This window comes from Fibrella aestuarina BUZ 2 (genome assembly GCF_000331105.1).
GTDB classification, from domain to species: domain Bacteria; phylum Bacteroidota; class Bacteroidia; order Cytophagales; family Spirosomataceae; genus Fibrella; species Fibrella aestuarina.
On the sequence record NC_020054.1, the window covers coordinates 5682740 to 5699649 of the forward strand.

17 protein-coding genes are annotated in these 16910 nt (G+C 55.6%); 9 read left to right on the forward strand and 8 right to left on the reverse strand.

What is annotated here, in order from left to right:
* Positions 1-126: 126 nt before the first annotated feature.
* Entirely contained in the window at positions 127-1377 is a 1251-nt protein-coding gene (locus tag FAES_RS23510; RefSeq protein WP_015333690.1) for a WD40 repeat domain-containing protein, read from the reverse strand.
* 393 nt (positions 1378-1770) lie between these two features.
* Between FAES_RS23510 and malQ the strand changes: the two genes are divergently transcribed.
* Positions 1771-3279 (forward strand): 4-alpha-glucanotransferase, encoded by a 1509-nt coding sequence (malQ, locus tag FAES_RS23515; RefSeq protein ID WP_015333691.1) that lies wholly within the window; start codon positions 1771-1773, stop codon positions 3277-3279.
* Between the two features lie 94 nt (positions 3280-3373).
* Here the strand turns inward: malQ and FAES_RS23520 are convergent, their stop codons facing one another.
* Together FAES_RS23520 and FAES_RS23525 are read right to left on the reverse strand one after the other, a co-directional pair.
* Entirely contained in the window at positions 3374-3811 is a 438-nt protein-coding gene (locus tag FAES_RS23520) for a DUF1569 domain-containing protein (RefSeq protein WP_015333692.1), read from the reverse strand.
* A gap of 8 nt (positions 3812-3819) precedes the next feature.
* Positions 3820-4779, reverse strand: a complete 960-nt coding sequence (locus tag FAES_RS23525; protein ID WP_015333693.1) for a fasciclin domain-containing protein — start codon at positions 4777-4779, stop codon at positions 3820-3822.
* 323 nt (positions 4780-5102) lie between these two features.
* On the opposite strand from FAES_RS23525, the gene uppS reads away from it, so the two are divergent.
* The 4 genes from uppS to FAES_RS23545 all read left to right on the forward strand — a co-directional run bounded on the left by uppS (position 5103) and on the right by FAES_RS23545 (position 9948).
* Entirely contained in the window at positions 5103-5840 is a 738-nt protein-coding gene (gene uppS, locus FAES_RS23530; RefSeq protein ID WP_015333694.1) for an undecaprenyl pyrophosphate synthase, read from the forward strand.
* A gap of 92 nt (positions 5841-5932) precedes the next feature.
* A complete protein-coding gene (gene bamA / locus FAES_RS23535; RefSeq protein ID WP_015333695.1) occupies positions 5933-8512 on the forward strand; it encodes an outer membrane protein assembly factor BamA in 2580 nt (859 codons plus the stop codon).
* Positions 8513-8678: 166 nt separating this feature from the next.
* A complete protein-coding gene (locus FAES_RS23540; protein ID WP_015333696.1) occupies positions 8679-9260 on the forward strand; it encodes an OmpH/Skp family outer membrane protein in 582 nt (193 codons plus the stop codon).
* A gap of 31 nt (positions 9261-9291) precedes the next feature.
* Positions 9292-9948, forward strand: coding sequence for an OmpH/Skp family outer membrane protein (locus FAES_RS23545; RefSeq protein ID WP_015333697.1), 657 nt, complete (start codon positions 9292-9294; stop codon positions 9946-9948).
* Positions 9949-10054: 106 nt separating this feature from the next.
* Here the strand turns inward: FAES_RS23545 and FAES_RS23550 are convergent, their stop codons facing one another.
* The gene (locus FAES_RS23550) at positions 10055-11089 is read right to left on the reverse strand and encodes a S66 peptidase family protein (RefSeq protein WP_015333698.1); all 1035 of its coding nucleotides are present in this window, start codon (positions 11087-11089) and stop codon (positions 10055-10057) included.
* A 164-nt stretch (positions 11090-11253) separates the two neighbouring features.
* Here FAES_RS23550 and FAES_RS23555 point away from each other — a divergent pair, with 164 nt between their 5' ends.
* The 3 genes from FAES_RS23555 to FAES_RS23565 all read left to right on the forward strand — a co-directional run bounded on the left by FAES_RS23555 (position 11254) and on the right by FAES_RS23565 (position 14654).
* Positions 11254-12057 carry a FecR family protein gene (locus FAES_RS23555; RefSeq protein WP_015333699.1) on the forward strand — a complete coding sequence of 268 codons (804 nt, stop codon included), beginning with the start codon at positions 11254-11256 and terminating at the stop codon, positions 12055-12057.
* 68 nt (positions 12058-12125) lie between these two features.
* Positions 12126-13157, forward strand: a complete 1032-nt coding sequence (locus FAES_RS23560) for an SDR family NAD(P)-dependent oxidoreductase (RefSeq protein ID WP_015333700.1) — start codon at positions 12126-12128, stop codon at positions 13155-13157.
* A 78-nt stretch (positions 13158-13235) separates the two neighbouring features.
* On the forward strand, positions 13236-14654 hold the full coding sequence (locus FAES_RS23565) for an APC family permease (RefSeq protein WP_015333701.1): 1419 nt from the start codon (positions 13236-13238) through the stop codon (positions 14652-14654).
* Positions 14655-14661: 7 nt separating this feature from the next.
* Here the strand turns inward: FAES_RS23565 and FAES_RS23570 are convergent, their stop codons facing one another.
* The 3 genes from FAES_RS23570 to FAES_RS23575 form a co-directional block, all read right to left on the reverse strand.
* Complete coding sequence (locus tag FAES_RS23570; protein ID WP_015333702.1) at positions 14662-14988, reverse strand: nucleotide pyrophosphohydrolase; 327 nt, start codon at positions 14986-14988, stop codon at positions 14662-14664.
* A 103-nt stretch (positions 14989-15091) separates the two neighbouring features.
* Complete coding sequence (locus FAES_RS30875; protein ID WP_445451870.1) at positions 15092-15265, reverse strand: DUF7683 domain-containing protein; 174 nt, start codon at positions 15263-15265, stop codon at positions 15092-15094.
* Between the two features lie 115 nt (positions 15266-15380).
* The gene (locus FAES_RS23575) at positions 15381-15926 is read right to left on the reverse strand and encodes a T9SS type A sorting domain-containing protein (RefSeq protein ID WP_015333703.1); all 546 of its coding nucleotides are present in this window, start codon (positions 15924-15926) and stop codon (positions 15381-15383) included.
* 153 nt (positions 15927-16079) lie between these two features.
* On the opposite strand from FAES_RS23575, the gene FAES_RS30535 reads away from it, so the two are divergent.
* Positions 16080-16244 (forward strand): hypothetical protein, encoded by a 165-nt coding sequence (locus FAES_RS30535; RefSeq protein WP_015333704.1) that lies wholly within the window; start codon positions 16080-16082, stop codon positions 16242-16244.
* Between the two features lie 95 nt (positions 16245-16339).
* On the opposite strand, the gene FAES_RS23580 is transcribed toward FAES_RS30535, so the two are convergent.
* Positions 16340-16909 carry a DUF3109 family protein gene (locus tag FAES_RS23580; RefSeq protein ID WP_015333705.1) on the reverse strand — a complete coding sequence of 190 codons (570 nt, stop codon included), beginning with the start codon at positions 16907-16909 and terminating at the stop codon, positions 16340-16342.
* Position 16910: the final 1 nt, after the last annotated feature.

The following is a 16910-nucleotide window of genomic DNA, read 5'->3' on the forward strand; positions in this document are numbered from 1 at the left end:
ATCGTTGTCATTGGTTGTCATTGGTTGTCATTGGTAGTCATTCGTTGTAAAAAACAATTAATGACAACCAATGACAACCAATGACAACGATCACCATCAATGACGCCGTAGGCCAATGACATTCCCTTAATTCACCACCCGAATAGCGTGCACACCGCGCGTTACGCTGATACGGCCGGGTTGTTTGGTGAGGCTGGGCTGGGCGCCTTTCGTCACTTTGTAGAACTCGATACCGCCGTTTCGCATGCCGTAGTCCATGTATTCCGACACGCCAACGGCCAGGTTATCGCCCGATTTGTCGAACTCAACGGCCTGCGGCATGATCCCGTCGACAGTGGTCTTGCTGCCAGCGGCCAACTGCCCGCCCTGCAAACCAAACAAGGCGATTTCGCTCTTACCCGCCGCCGCATTGGTAAACGGCTGACCAGACTGCAACGAGCTCACTACGGCAACCGTAGCGCCGTCGGGGCTGATCGCCAGGGCTTCCGGCGTTTCGCCCACCGCTACCTGCGAGGCAATTTTAGCGTCGGCTGGCGTGTCTTCGGTGCTAAATTCAACGGCAAACACCTTGTTGTCTTTGCTATCGGCGATGATGAAGTACTTGCCGTCGGGCGTGAACTTGCCCGAGCCGGGTTGCGACCCCACTTTCACCGCTTTGCCGTGCGCAATCACATACGGCTTCTTCGTTTTGTCGTCGATGGCGTACTTCATCAGGCCCACCTCGCCAGCGGCGGTCGTGTAGGCGACAAACTGCCCGCCGGGATGGAAGGCCACGTCGGTGATGGCAACACCCTGTGCCGGTGACCCCGCTGTAAGTACCCGCGTGGGTTTACCGGTGGCGTCAACGTCGATCATCTTGATTTCTTTACCAGCCTCGCCCGACGCCACAATCAGGCTGGTGCCGTTGGGGGCCAGCGCTACCGCCGACAGCCCGCCCGTACCCGTCGGGAAGCGGTATTTCACCACGGGTTTCTGCGGCGCGCTCATGTCGACGATAAACATGTAGTTGCTCGGCGCAAAATCATTGATGCCTTTGATGGTGGCGAGGCTATCGCTCAGTTGCCCGCGGCCTTCAACCACGAAACCAACGCGACCGTTGTTGCTAACGGCCAGTACCTTGTCGGTGAGGGCCATTGAACTCGACACGTTGGCCGTACCGATGCCCTGCCCGTTTCGGTTGAGCGGCAATTGAATGTAGGTAAGCTGATCACGGACGCCGGGCGTGGTGTACCGGTTTCCGTCGACTAACGCCGAGGCCGACAGATCGGCATCGGAAATGGCTACGATGGCTTTTGCATTGAACTGAACTGGCGACTGCGCGTAGCCTGTACCCGCGGCAAGCATCAGCCACGCAGCCAGAAAATGGGGTTTTTTCATGTTTAGAAAGGGAATTTAAAAATTCAGGTGACCCACAAAGATAATCGGCATGGTCGGATTACCTAACGCAGCCAAAGCCGCTAATCGTATGTGAATCAGTCGGTAAAAAACCGCCTCAATTGGGCACTTTTCAGGTTCTCAAAGCGCGGTTTACGAGGCGGTAATCAGGTCGACAATCTGCTCATGTTACCAAAATTGGCTCTGTGAATCTGTGGGTTACGCATTTCTAGACTTTCCGAAGAAGAAGTAGGGGAATACGAAGGAGCCAAAACCAATTACTACGCGAAGCGGTTGACAGTGACAATTGGTTTGGTTCGGGAGCGGTCTGGCTGGCATGAATATGCCCTGCGCTTTTCCGACCAAAGCCGTTCTACCTCAACGTCTTTTCCTTTCATGCTTCAACTTCGCTCGAGCGGTTTGCTGCTCCATATTACATCGCTGCCTTCACCCCACGGGGTAGGCGATCTGGGCCCCGAGGCCTACCGTTTCGCCGATTTTCTGGCTCAGTCGGGTCAGACCTATTGGCAAATTCTTCCCCTAACGCCCCTCGACCCCGGTGCCGGGTTCTCGCCCTACAGCAGCCCGTCGGCCTTTGCGGGCAATACGTTGCTCATCAGTTTCGACCGGCTGGTTGAACAGGGGCTGCTGCCCGCCGAAGACGTAGCCGTGCTAGGTGCCGAATGGCAAAGCTCGCCGGCTTCGATGGCCACGGCCTGGAGCAAAAAGCAGCCGCTGCTGCGCAAAGCCGCCGAAACCTTCATCGAACAGGGCCTGACCACCGCCGGTCTGGGCTTCGATTCGTTTTGCTACCGGCAGGCCGAGTGGCTCGACGACTACGCCCTGTTTGTGGCCCTTCAGCAAGACCTGAACGTACCGGTCTGGACCAATTGGCCGGATGCGCTGGTGCGGCGCGACCCCGACGAACTGGCCTGCCAAACCGATCGGCTGGCGCACGAGATTACGGTGGTGAAGGTATTGCAGTACCTGTTTTATCAGCAATGGAACGACCTGATCCGATACTGCTACAATCGTAAGGTCCACCTCATCGGCGATATTCCCATCTACGTGCAGCAAAACAGCGCCGACGTGTGGGGCAACAAAACGTTGTTCAAACTCGACGAGCACGGGCTGCCCAGGTACGTTGCCGGCTCACCGCCCGATTATTTTTCGGCCGACGGACAACGCTGGGGGAACCCCATTTACGATTGGGCCGAGCACGAACGTACGGGGTTTGCCTGGTGGATCCGGCGGTTGCGGCATCAGATGTCGCTCTACAGCCTCACCCGCCTCGATCACTTCTTGGGCTTCGATATGTACTGGGAAATTCCGTCGACGGAACCGACCGCCAAGGTAGGTACGTGGGTGAAAGCGCCGACCGAGGCCTTCATTCAGGCCATGTACCGGCAATTTGTGCAATTACCCATGATCGCGGAAGATTTGGGTGCCCGGTCGGCGGAGATTCAGCCCCTGCTGGCGCATTACAACATTCCGGGCATGCGCGTGGCCCAGTTTGGCTATGGCGAAGACCTGCCCACTTCGTCACACATTGTGCACAATCACACGTTCAACAACGTAGTCTACACCGGCACGCACGACAACAACACGACGCTGGGCTGGTTCCGGCAGGGGGAGCCGGAGTTGCACCAACGCCTGAACGACTACCTGGGGACTACCGTCACGGAAGAAAACGTGGTTGCGCTGCTTACCCGTCAGGCGATGCAGTCAGTGGCCCGGCTGGCTATTCTGCCGGTGCAGGATCTGCTGAATCTGGACGAAAATCACCGCATGAACACGCCGGGTCTGGGTGGCTACAGCTGGCAATGGCGGCTTCAGCCCGGTCAGCTCACTACCGACGTAAGCGAACAATTACTGGCACTGACCAAAATGACGGGGAGATTGTAATGAATAATGCACGATGACTAATGAATACTGGGCTTACGCAACACTACACTGGCGTCAGCCCATTATTCATTAGTCATCGCGCATTAGTCAGTCATCACACGCCAAACTGCCGCAGGTGGTGATCCAGGTGAATGGCTGACAGCTTGATGGCTTCGGCTTTGGTGAGCGGGCCAAACACAGGGTGCGCGAACCGATGGCTTTCAGGTACGTTGCCGAGGCGATTCAGGGTGGCCAACAGCGTCGCCCGATCGTCGGCAAAGGTGGTGGGTTGCGTCATCAGCGGGCGGTTTGGGTCAAGCTCCGCGATGGTTTTCATGTTTTTGGGCAACTGCATGGGCAGGTACAGCCCCACCCATTTCGTAAGTAGCCGGGTAAGGGCCGACCCACGCAGCTTCATGTCTTTTTCACCCAGCACGATCCGTAGCTGATCGGTGCAGTGGGTCATCATCTGGCCTACGCTCATGCTACCCCACAGCCGTTGGCTATCAGGCGTTAGCAGCGCAATGCGGTTGGTTAAATCGGTGAGGGTCATGCCGCAAATTACGGCAACAAAACCTGATCGATCACATGGATAACGGCGTTCCCACTGATAATGTCGGCCTCTTTGATCGTAGCAGCAACGGCGTTGCTATTCCCCTTGACGGTCAGCATGTTATTGGTTAGCGCCAACGTAATTTTGTTGTTGGCGGCACTGTTGAGCGTGGTGAGTTGCCCTACCTTAAGCTGATTGGAAAACACAAAGCCCTGAACGGTGTGGTAGGTCAGGATATTCGCCAACGTAGCGGCCGGTGCCGCGTTGATATCGGCCACCGTGCGGTACCCTGCCGCCGCGAAAGCAGCATCGTTCGGCGCGAAGACCGTGATCTGACGCAGGTTGGCGTTGGTAGTCGTGCCGTTCAGGATCGTCAGCAAATCGGGGCGAACGGTGGCGGCGCGGGCAACGGCCGCTGAGAGCAGCGACACATCGGTACGCAGTTTGAGCGCACTCACCACATCGGCGGCGGGTGGCATCAGCACTTTGCCAATCGTATGCACGAATCCGTTGGCGACGATCTGATCGGGCTGTGTCACGCGGTTGCCGTTTACGAACAGCCCATCTGCCGAATTCGTCACGAACAGAATTTTCTTGTCGCCCGCCTCCACGGCTACGTTTGTCGCGCCGGCTACTTCCGGCGTTTTGCTCGAGACGGCCCCCGTAATCAGATGATACCGCAAAATCGCCTTCATTTGATCGGCAGAGATGTTCTGAAACGACTCCGGCGTACTGAACCCGATGGCCTTGAATGCGTCATCGGTCGGGGCAAACAACGTCAGTTGTGCGCCCTTCAGGGCATCGGCCATGCCCGCCTGCTGCACCGCCGCCCGCAGCAACGAGAACGTCGGCGTTTCGGTCAGTAAGTCGCTGATTGTCTTGGGTTGCGCATTGGTGGGGTCGTCGGTTTTCTTGCAACCCGCCAGCAACGCCAGCAGCACGGTAAAGGAGAGTAAGAGACGATTCATAAGGGACACATTACGGGAATGGCTTGTCTGTCTAACGCGCAAAGGTATAATCAACTTGTGTGCCAGAGTGGATATTGGGGGTGTTTATAGTCATTGATGGTCATGTATTGCCAAAACAAGAAATGACGCCGGAGGCAACTGACGACCAATGACGGCGAAGCCGAATGACAACAAATGATTATTAATGACTATCACTGACCCTTTTCCTACTCAACCGGTATATTTTGAAACGGGTGCCGGGTTGTGTAACTTCGCAGTCCGGTAGGCGGCGTTGGGAAACGTTGCTAACCTTACTTAAAAGTTGTTAAAAATCAATCGGTTGAATGAAAGACCACATTGACCCGAGCAATCTCCCCCAACACATCGCCGTTATCATGGACGGAAACGGACGGTGGGCCAAACAACAGGGAGCCGCTCGGGTATTCGGGCATCGGAATGCGATTAAAGCCGTTCGCGAAACCACAGAAGGCTGCGCCGAACTGGGCATTAAGTACCTGACGCTCTATGCCTTTTCGACCGAGAACTGGAACCGGCCCAAGCTGGAAGTAGACGCCTTGATGACCCTGCTGGTCCACACCATTCGGGGGGAAATCAAAACCTTGATGGATAACAATGTGCGCCTGGCCACGATCGGCAACACGGAGAGCTTACCTTCTGATTGTCAGCGTGAATTGCAGGAAGCCATCCGGGCCACCGAGCAAAATACCGGCCTGACGCTCACGCTCGCCCTCAGCTACAGCGGGCGGTGGGAAATTATTGAGGCCGTCCGGCGAATTTCTACCGAAGTACAGCAAGGGCGATTCCAACCCGGCGACATTGATGAGGGTCTATTCAGCAGCTACTTAGCAACCGGTGGGATGCCCGACCCGGAATTGATGATTCGGACCAGCGGTGAAATGCGCATCAGCAATTTTCTACTCTGGCAATTAGCCTATTCCGAGTTCTACATGCCCGACGTGCTATGGCCCGATTTCCGACGCGAACACCTCTGGGAAGCCATCCTGACTTACCAGAAACGGGAACGCCGCTTCGGAAAAACGTCTGAGCAAGTCATAAAATGAGTTTCCAGTTTGCCGTTTGCCGTGAACTCCGCCCACACGGAGCTTCTCGCTAAGCAGCGCAACTGAAGCCTGAAAACTGAAAACTAATTTCCGTGAAACACTTTCTCTGTGCCGGTCTTTTACTGACAGCAGCGCTCACTGCCACCACAGGGGCCTGGGCACAAGTACGCGTAGGCTACGGTGCACCGGCGGCTGCCCAACCCGCACCGACCAATACCCTAACCGACTACGCCAACCCCAAGGAGTACACCATCGCCGGGCTTACCCTCACGGGAACGCGCTTTCTGGACCCCAACTCGCTGCTCTCGCTGACGGGCTTGCGGAAGGGCGACAAGATCCGGTTGCCGGGCGAAGCACAGGGGTCGGCTATTCGGAAGCTGATGGACTCGGGGCTGCTTTACGACGCCGAAATGGTGGCCACCAAAGTAGAAGGTAACAGCCTGTGGCTGCGCTTCAAAGTCAACGAGCGGCCGCGCCTGTTCCAGATTACCTACGCGGGCATTCGGAAAGGCGAATCGGAGTCGCTTAAAGACAAGGTGAAGCTGACGCGCGGTAAGATCATTACCAACACTGACATTAAGAATGCGCAGCTGGCGGTGAAAAAATACTACATCGAGAAAGGCTACCTGAACGCGAAAGTGAAGGTGACGACCATTCCCGACAGCACACGTAACAACGCCACCATGCGGATTCAGATCGCGAAGGGCGAGAAGGTAAAAATCAGCGACATCGAATTTGCCGGGCGTGAGGAAGTAGCCGAAAGTGCCCTGCGCAGCAAGATGAAAGGCACCAAGCAAATGCGCTTTGGCCGGGTGTTCTCGCCGTCGAAGTTCGTGCCGAAGAAATTTGAAGAAGATAAAGGCAAGGTTGTCGATTACTACAACAAGCTAGGTTACCGCGACGCTGTCATCGAAAAAGATTCGATCGCTAACAGTGGCGGGCGCACCGTGGGTATCAAGCTGACGCTCTCGGAAGGCAACAAGTATTATTACCGAAACGTAAATTTCGAAGGTAACTACCTGCATACCAGCGATCGGCTGCGCGAGGTACTCGGTATCAAGAAAGGCGACGTCTATAGCCCGGAAGAGCTGGACAAGAGGCTGAACGGCAACCCCGGTCAGGACCTAAGCTCGCTCTACATGGACGATGGCTACCTCTACTACCGGGCCGAGCCCGTGGAGCGGGCCGTGGTGGGTGACTCCATCGACCTGGATATCCGGATTTACGAAGGCAAGCAGGCGACCATTAACCGCATCATCCTGAACGGCAATACCAAGACGTCGGACCACGTGGTGATGCGTCAGATCAGGACGCTGCCCGGTCAGAAGTTCTCGAAGACGGCCATCATACGTACCCAGCGCGAACTCTCGACGCTCGGCTATTTCGACCCGGAAAAGATTGGTATCAACCCGATTCCGCAGGCCGACGGTACCGTTGACATTGAATACAACGTCGAGGAAAAACCGAATGACCAGATCGAACTCTCGGGTGGCTGGGGTGGCTACATCGGCTTCGTGGGTACGTTAGGCCTTACGTTCAACAACTTCTCGGCCCGCAACATTACCAACCTGAGTGCCTGGCGCCCGCTGCCAGCCGGTGACGGCCAACGTCTGTCGATCCGTTTTCAGGCCAATGGCAAGCAGTTCCAGACCTATTCGCTGTCGTTTGTAGAACCTTGGCTGGGTGGCCGCAAGCCCAATGCTCTGTCGGTGAGCCTGAGCCATACGGTCTACCGGTCGTATAACTACTACGATCTCTACAGCCGGAACAGCGGTAACGCCGTTCCCATTGGCTCATACACCAACACGGCCATTACGGTGGGGCTGGGTCGTCAGTTGAAAGTGCCCGATGATTACTTCTCGCTGAGCAACTCGGTCACCTATCAGCAGTATGACCTCAACAACCTGAATATTTTCGGGAATGGCTACAGCAACGGGGTATCGAACAACTTCACGTTCAACACGACGCTGTCACGCAACAGCATCGATCAACCGCAGTTTCCGCGCCTGGGCTCATCGTTTACGCTGAGCGGCTCGTTTACGCCGCCTTACTCGGTGTTTCGGTCGAAAGATTACCAGCCCGACGCCGCTAACCCCTACCGTTGGGTCGAGTATCACAAATGGATGTTCGACGCCAGCTGGTTCCAGACGGCGGTGGGCAAGTTTGTGCTGAACGCCCGCGCTCACATGGGCTTCCTGGGCAGCTACAACTCGCGCACGCCCATCGGTCCGTTCGAGCGGTTCGTGCTGGGAGGCTCAGGTTTGGCTGGGCAAGGGCAGTTTGCGCTGGCGCAGGACATCATCGGTCTGCGGGGTTACCCCGACCGCCGCGTGCTGACGCTCGACAACAACCGCGTGGCTACCGGCAACGAGGCCAACCAAGGTGGGGTTGTTTACAGCAAGTACGTAGCCGAACTGCGCTACCCGGTATCACTGAACCCATCGGCTACGATCTTCGTGCTGGGCTTCCTGGAAGCAGGCAACAACTGGGCGACCTACAAGCAATATAACCCCTTCGACCTACGCCGTTCGGCGGGTGCGGGTGCCCGTATCTTCATGCCGGCCTTTGGTCTGATCGGGATCGACTACGGCTGGGGCTTCGACGAAATTCCGGGTGTTCAGAAAGCCGGCACCGGTCAGTTCCACTTCACCATCGGGCAGCAGTTCCGGTAGGAAAATGTACGATGTATACTAAACGATGAACAATGAGCTAGCGCCGGAACAGTTAGTTGCGCGCTAGCTCATTGTTCATCGTTTAGTATACATCGTACATTTTTTAACGCCATTAAACGTTCTCTACCTAAACACATCTAACCAACAGACAGCCGCCCGCGCAACTATGAAAAGGGGTTTGTTCTTAGTAACTTTGTGGCTAATTGGTGGAGCTGTTCCGGCCGTTGCTCAGAAGTTTGGGTACGTTGATATGGAGTTCATATTCAGCAAATTACCTGAATACAAGAAAGCGCAGGATGGGATCGACCAATTTGCAGACCGGTGGTCGAAAGACATTCTGGACAAGCAGGCCGAGATTGAAAAAATGCAACGCGCCTACCAGGCCGAAGAGATTTTGCTGACCGACGACATGAAACGGGAACGGCAGCGGGTCATCAACGACAAGGAGCGCGAAGCACGGGAATACAACAACAAAGTGTTTGGCTATGAGGGCCTTCTCTTTCAAAAAAAGAAGGAACTCATGAAAGCGCCGATGGAGTTAGTACAACGAGCCCTCGATAAAGTAGCCACGCAGCGTAAGCTCGATTTTCTGTTTGACAAATCGAGCGAGGGCATGATGATGCTTTACACCAACCCCCGTCACGACTATACCGATTACGTGATGGAGGAGCTGGGTCTCGACCCTGACAGCCAGAAAGCGAAAGCGGCACCTGCCAGGCCGGCAGCCGCCCAACAGCAAAAGCAGTAAAACCTAACTAAACAATCCAATACACAGTCGAATGAAAAAGAATCTGGTCATGGCGCTTGGCGCAGCCCTGTTAATGGGGGGCCTGAGCGCACGGGCACAAGCCCAGGCGTCAACGCCGGTAACGGCTGCTCCGTCAGCCTCAACGTCCTCTGCCCCCCGGGCAACGGCCGCAACTCCGCTTAAAATCGGATATACCAGCATGGACTATCTGCTCCAGCAGGCTCCTGAAGCGAAAGACATCCAAAACCAACTGACGATTACGCGCACTCAACTCGAAAACGAGTCAAAGCGCCTTCAGAAAGAGTTTGAAGATAAATATAAGGCCTACGAAGCAGGACAGGCTCAGATGTCAGAAGTGATCAAGGCTGACCGCGAAAAAGAGCTACAAGGCCTGCAAACGCGCTTGCAGGAGTTTCAGCGCAATGCTGAAGGCACGCTGCAGAAGAAATATCAGGACCTAGTTAGCCCCGTGTTGCAGAAAATTCAGAAGAACGTAGATGCCGTAGCTAAAGAAAATGGCTACTCGCACATCTTCAACCTCGACGCGGGCGCCGGTACGGCCGTTATCCTGTTATATGCACCCGAAGATGGCAATATCTCGGATCTGGTAGCGAAGAAAATGGGCGTAACGCCGAAGCCGGCTGGTGCTGCCACTGGCGCAGCAACGACCCCGGCTCCGAAGAAGTAGTCAGTAGGGTTTGAAAGGGTTTGCGGTCTACCGTTTAACGTCTGATGTTGGTTTACTACCTGAGTAAGCAACAACAGGCCTTAAACGGTAAACAGCAAACCCTTCTTCATGCCACTGCGGCTTCCAGCAGCCGGATGGTGCCTTTCGTGGCGTCAATTTCGGCGTTGATGCCGAGCGGAATCGTGAATTTGTCGACGATGTGGCCAATCATAGCGCCCGAAAACGCGGGGACCTTCAGCGGTTCCAGGTACGTTGCCAATACGTCTTCCAGCGTGAGCGAGCCGTAGCTACCCTCGGTTTCGCACTTGGTGCATTTGCCAAATACAACACCGGCCACCTGATCGAGCACGCCCGCCAATTTGAGTTGAGTCAGCATTCGATCAACGCTGTAGGGTTCTTCGTGAACATCTTCCAGAAACAAAATAGCCCCTTTCCAATCAGGTACGTAGGGCGTGCCGATGAGGTGGCTCAGCACCGTGAGGTTGCCGCCCAGTAGTCGCCCGCGGGCTATACCGGGGTTCAGCGTGGTGATGCGGTCGCGGGTTTGCGTGAGCGTATCGCCCTTGTCGGTTGGATTCTGGAAGAGCGTCGCTTCCCCATCCATTAGCACCCGCCGCAGCCAATCGACCGTAAACCGATTCCAGGTAGCGGCCCCTTCCGGTCCGTGCATGGTGGCTAACCCGGCTTTGGCGTTGATGGCCAGCAGCAGGGCGGTAATGTCGCTGTAGCCGATCAGAATTTTGGGGGTGCGGCGCATCTGTTCGTAATTGAGCAGGGGCAGCAGGCGGGCACAGCCCCACCCGCCGTGCATCGCCATCAGGGCGTGGATCGACGGGTCGGCGAAGAACGCATTCAAATCGGCGGCCCGGTCGGCATCCCGACCCGCCAGATAGCCGTAACGGTCATAGAAATGGGGTGCTAGCCGGGCTTTCAGGCCAAGTGCCTGTAGCGACTCAATCGTAATCTGCACCTGCTCACGGCTGTAGGCGGGCGCCGCCGGGCAGAACAGCCCGACCGTATCGCCGGGTTTCAGCCGCGGCGGTTTTTGCAGGGGTAGCGGGAGGGGTCGGGCCTCAGCGGGCCACTGCCTGACCAAGGGAGCCAGTAAGGCCGATTTAAGCAGCGTTCGGCGGGATAACATAGATCAATTTAGATGAAGAATAGCCGCTAAAAGAAGGGTATTTTACGTTTATACCCACCTAATAGGCGGAGAAAGATACCTTTTAAACGAGTAAAGTAGAAAGCATTTTTGCCGCCCTTTCGCAACATATATCCACCCGGTAAAGCCGGTCTGTTTTCGATTGAATGAAGCCTTACGCGCTGTATACTGCCGAAGAGTTGGCGGCTGATGATCTATTCGTTCGTTGGGTGCAACACCCCTACGACGAAGAGGTGTCGGCTTTCTGGCAACAGCTGCTCAATCAGCAGCCGCGGTTGTCGGCCCGCTTCGACGAGGCTCGTTCGTTGATTCTGCACGCGGGTAGCTCGCTATCGTTGCCGGCCCTGCTGCCCGACGAGTCCGATACGCTATGGCGGCGCATCCGGGGGTCCTTGCAGGACATGGAAGATGTGCGGAGCCTGCGGCCCGAGGTACGTCGGTTTATTGGCTGGTGGTACTTCGTCAGGGCGATCGCGGCCACGGCCTGCATTGCCTCGCTGCTAGGGCTGGCGGTCTACAAACAGTATACACAGGAAGCCTCCCGGCTTATCACCACGACCACACAGGCCCGGCTCATCACCTTGCCCGACGGCTCACAGGTACGTCTGTTTCCGCACAGTAGCCTGCGGTTTACGCCGCGCGGATTCGCGCGCGAGAGCACAGCCGAGGGCAGCGTGCACACCGAGCTAACCCGCGCGGTATGGCTCGATGGCACCGCCGAATTCGATGTAGTGAACTCACCGGCGGGGGGCGTTACCAACGCGTTTCGGGTGCATACCGAACACCTGACCGCCGAAGCGACGGGCACGCATTTCAAGGTTACCCACACCGACGCCCAAACAAATGTGGCCTTGCGCGAGGGCCATTTGAACCTCTTGCTGGGTCATCAGCAGGTGCGGCAACTCAACCCCGGCGAGGTCGTTTCGGTAGCGGGTGGCGAAATACGTTAGTTAACTAGCAAAAACCTTTCTCTACTAAGCCGGTTGTTTTTGGTGAGAAACCAAACAAACCTCAACCGATGGAAAAGCAGACCGGCACCCATGTAGACAAGACAGTTCTCGTAACAGGAGCCACCAGCGGTATTGGCCGCGAGCTCGCCACCCTTTTCGCCAAAGACGGCTATAACCTCGTCCTGGTTGCCCGTAGCGACGAAAATCTGTCGCAGGTAGCTGATGGACTCGAGCAACAATATGGTATAAAGGTGACGCAGATCGCCAAGAATCTGGCCGACGAACAGGCTCCGCAGCAGATCTACGACGAGATCAACGGCAAGGGCGTGCAGATCGATGTGCTGGTCAACAACGCCGGTATGGGTGAATACGGCAAGTTTGCGACCGAAACCGATTTGCAGAAGGAAATGGACATCATCCGGATCAACGTATCGGCGCTGGTGGGCCTGACCAAGCTGTTTCTGCGCGACATGGTGCAACGCAACGAAGGCAAGATTCTGATGCTGGGATCGGTGGCCTCGGTAGTCCCCAACCCATTGATGGCCGTTTACGGAGCTACGAAGTCGTTCATTTATTCGTTTTCGGAAGCACTCCGCAACGAGATCAAGGATACCAATGTGACGCTGACCGTGCTGATGCCCGGCGCTACCGACACCGACTTTTTCAACAAAGCCGGCGCGATGAACACCAAAGCGCAGGATAAAGCCCGCGACACATCGCCCGCCGACGTGGCAAAGACCGGCTATGAGGCCTTGATGAGTGGCAAAGACAAAGTTGTACACGGAGTGGCCAACAAAGCCACGGTGGCGATGGCGCACCTGCTGCCCGACTCAGCCGTAACGAATCAATCGCGGCAGGATATGAAGGATATCAACGAAGCCGAAGAAGAATCGCATACTGCCCAGAACGTGGCGCTGAGCCTTGGCATCGCGGCGCTGGCTATTGCGGGTTTGTTTGTGCTGAAAGTCTGGAACGACCGCAGCCCCGTTGAAAACGCTTACGACGAAACACGCCTTCGGTACAAGGCCAACCGGCTGAAAAACCGGGCCCAAACTGGTCTGGAAGACCTGAAAGAAACCGTATTGAACGCGGTAAATTAAGCGCGCAGTTAGTCATCAAGGTCCAATGTTCAACGATCCTCGCTATCTTGGACATTGGACCTTGACTCTTTTTTCCGCTTGACACCTGCTTCCTCCGCGCCGACTACTGCCACATCGCTCGACAACCGGCCCAAGATTGGCCTTTCGTCGGCCATCATTTTTGTCATCAGCTCGGTCGTTGGCACCGGGGTCTTCAAAAAAGTAGTCCCCATGGCTGCCGAGCTGGGCTCGCCCACGCTGGTGTTGCTGGCTTGGTTGCTGGCCGGGCTGGTGAGTCTGGCCGGTACGTTGAGCAACGCCGAAGTAGCCAGTATGCTCGCCAGCGAAGGCGGCGAATACGTTTACTTCCGCATCATTTATAACCGCTTCTTCGCTTTTCTCTTCGGCTGGACCAACTTCGCCGTTATCCGTACGGCTTCCATCGCCTCCATTGCCTACGTCTTTGCGCAATCGGTCAATTCACTGATTCCGCTACCGGCTACCCCCGCCGCCTGGGCCGATTTTTCGCTGCTGGGCCTGCACCCGCTCGAAAATAGCAGCGTTAAGCTGTTGGCTATCGCGCTGGTTTGGGGGCAAACCGCGTTCAATATCCGGGGCCTACGCACCGGCGAAGCCATCAGTCGCGCGCTCACCGCTATCATGGTTATTGTGATGGTGGGTTTTGTCATCATGGGTCTGGTGTCCGGGGTTGGCAGCGTGGCCAACCTGCAACCCATCGATACGGGCTTGTCGGGGAGCTCGTTGCTGAGCGCCATGGCACTGGCCTGCCTCAGCGCCTTTTGGCCCTATGAAGGCTGGAATACGGTCGGGTATATTGGTGGGGAGATCAAAAATCCATCCCGCAATTTGCCGTGGGCGCTTACCATCGGTACGCTGGCCATTATGGTGTTGTACCTGCTGATGAATCTGGTGTATCTGTATGTGGTGCCGGTGGGTGATTTGGCTGCGCTCAAAGGCCAACCCAACAGCATTGCCGCCGTGACGGTAGCGGGGACCATGGCGGGTTCAATAGGGTCGCTGGTGCTGTCGTGTCTGCTGCTGGTGACGACCTTCAACTGTTGCAGCATCACTATCCTGATGGCGTCGCGACTCTTCTACGCCATGTCGAAAGACGGTCAGTTCTTCAGCCGTATCGATTACCTCCACCCTACGTTCCAGACGCCATCGCGCTCGTTGCTGCTTCAGGCCGCCTGGACAACGCTCATGGTGTTGTCGGGATCATTCGACACGCTGACCGACATGCTCATTTTTGCGGCGTTCATTTTCTACGGGGCCACCACCGTTGGCGTGTTCATCCTCCGCAAACGCATGCCCGATACCGAACGGCCTTACCGGGTGATCGGCTACCCTATCGTGCCGGGTTTGTTTATCGCGTTCTGCGCTTATCTGGTGATCAACACGCTCATCAACCGTCCCTACGAAGCGGGCGTAGGCCTCTTGCTTATGGCGACAGGCGTGCCTTTCTACTTTTACTGGAAACGAAAGCAACCGGCCTGATGCCGCGCTAACGAAGCTTTTCGTTGTCCAGATGCCGGGTGGCGTCCCGGATGTTTTTCTTATCGAGGTTCTTGGCCAGCGCCTCCGTCAGGTCGATGCCCGTTTGGTTGGCCAGGCAGATCAGCACCCAGAGCACGTCGGCTATTTCGTCGCCGAGATCACGGTTCTTATCCGATTCTTTCTCCGACTGCTCACCATACCGACGAGCCATAATGCGCGCCAGCTCGCCAACTTCCTCGGTGAGGATCGCCATATTGGTCAGTTCGTTGAAATAGCGTACACCAACGGTTTTGATCCATTGATCGACGGTATCCTGTGCTTCGCGAAGAGTCATTTTTGATCGTGTATGTGGTCAGCTACTTCTGAAAGCATTCCAAATAATGGCTGAATTTAGCCAGATCAAATTGGAGTCTGGCTAAACTAGCCAAACGCTTCGCCTAGTAGTGACGAATTTCGTAAGGATTGTACAGTAAAGGATCTTTAGGGAGAGGGACAAACAACTTTTTTAAGCTAGTTAGCGGAATATGATCCACGTTTATTTCTCCTGCTAAAGCTTCAGTGCTCTTATCGTACCAGCTTATTAGCCTCTGAATTTTCACACGATGCAACACGAGTCTATTTAGTCTTTTACAGCACTACTAGCCAAAAGCTTGAGGTCCAGAGTTCAAAGTTAGCTACCGCATAAAACCTTGAACCCTGGACCTCAACTATTGCACAACAAAGAAATTACTGTTTCAGCAGGCGGATCGTTTTCGTCTGGTTGCCTGTCTGAATCTGATACAGGTAGATACCCGTCGACAAGTTCGTGCCTTCCACACCGATGCGGTGTTTGCCAGCGGGCTGCACACCGTCTGACTGGTTCTGGCGAATGATGCCACCACGGGCGTCGGTCAGGGTGTGTTTTACCGTGCTGGCTTCGGGGAGTGTGTATTCAATAACCGTCTGCTCCTGGAAGGGGTTGGGCGTAGCCGACACGAGCAACTCTGGGCGCACTTCCGACGATGGAGCGGTCACATTGGCGATAGTCGCCTGAAAGACCGAACCGGCGCGGGCCTCGAACCCCGGCGTGAGGGTGATGGCTTTGCCCGCCGTGTAACTAGCCGTCCCGGAGCGCTCGACTACGTTGCGGGCCGAGATCGCTTCAAACGCCTGTACATCGACCGCCTGACCGGCTGAGATTGTCCGTTCAACTGTTGTCCGTTGAGAAATGTCCTGAGCCTGAGTGGCGGCGGCAATCAGACAGAAAGAACAAAGAAGTAGCGATTGTTTCATAGCAGTTGTGCCGGGGTGACGATCATTTATGACAAGTTTACTGATTTTACGCAAGATTGTTGCCAATATTCACGAAAATGGCGCGTTTCGCGCGAAACGTTTTTTTACGGACGTGGTTATGGTCAAAGTCGCCCGCGCTTTCCGCCTTTGACCATGAAAATCGAGCATATCCGCGAACAACTTCATCTGCTCATCGACGAGGTCGATGACATTTACGTGCTGAACGGCCTCTACCGCAATCTTCTTGCCGATAAGCGCCAACGCCTCGACTATGAGCGCGAACAGGCCCGAAAAGCCGAGAAAGAAAAGAAAAAGTAGCCTTCAGGTACGTTTCGTTCTTTATCCAGTTTACCCTAAAAAGGAAAGGCAGCGACTGATCGCTGCCTTTCCTTTTTGTCTTTCCGTGACCTTGCTCAACGGGCTTCGCCCTCTATTTCGGCTACAAGCTTGTCGTACCAGACCTGCCCATAGGCTCTGACGAGTGCCTCGCGGACAAATTTGTAGACAGGTACGTTCAGCTCTTTACCAAAGCCGCAGGCCGGTTTGCAGATGGGCCAACGATCGTAGTTGAGCGCGTGGTAGCCATCGTATTTGGTAACCCGGATTGGGTACAAATGGCACGAAATGGGCTTCTTCCAGTTGATTTTCCCGTCGTTGTAGGCCGCTTCGATGCCACATTTCAAGATACCCCGATCGTCGTAGATGGCGTACACACATTCGCGCCCGCCAACGGTGGTGGTCACGTAGTCGCCGTCTTCGTCGGCCTCATACAGGCCCTGCGCTTCGATCGCCTGCACACCGGCGGGCGAGAGGTAGGGCTTCACTTCAGGGTAGACTTCGCGCAGTTTGGCTAGTTCGTCGCGTTCGAGGGGAGCCCCCATGTCGCCTTCGACGCAGCAGGCTCCTTTGCATTTATCCAGGTTGCAGACAAAAAACTGGTCGGCAACGTCGTCACTGATGACAGTATGGTCAATGAGAATCATA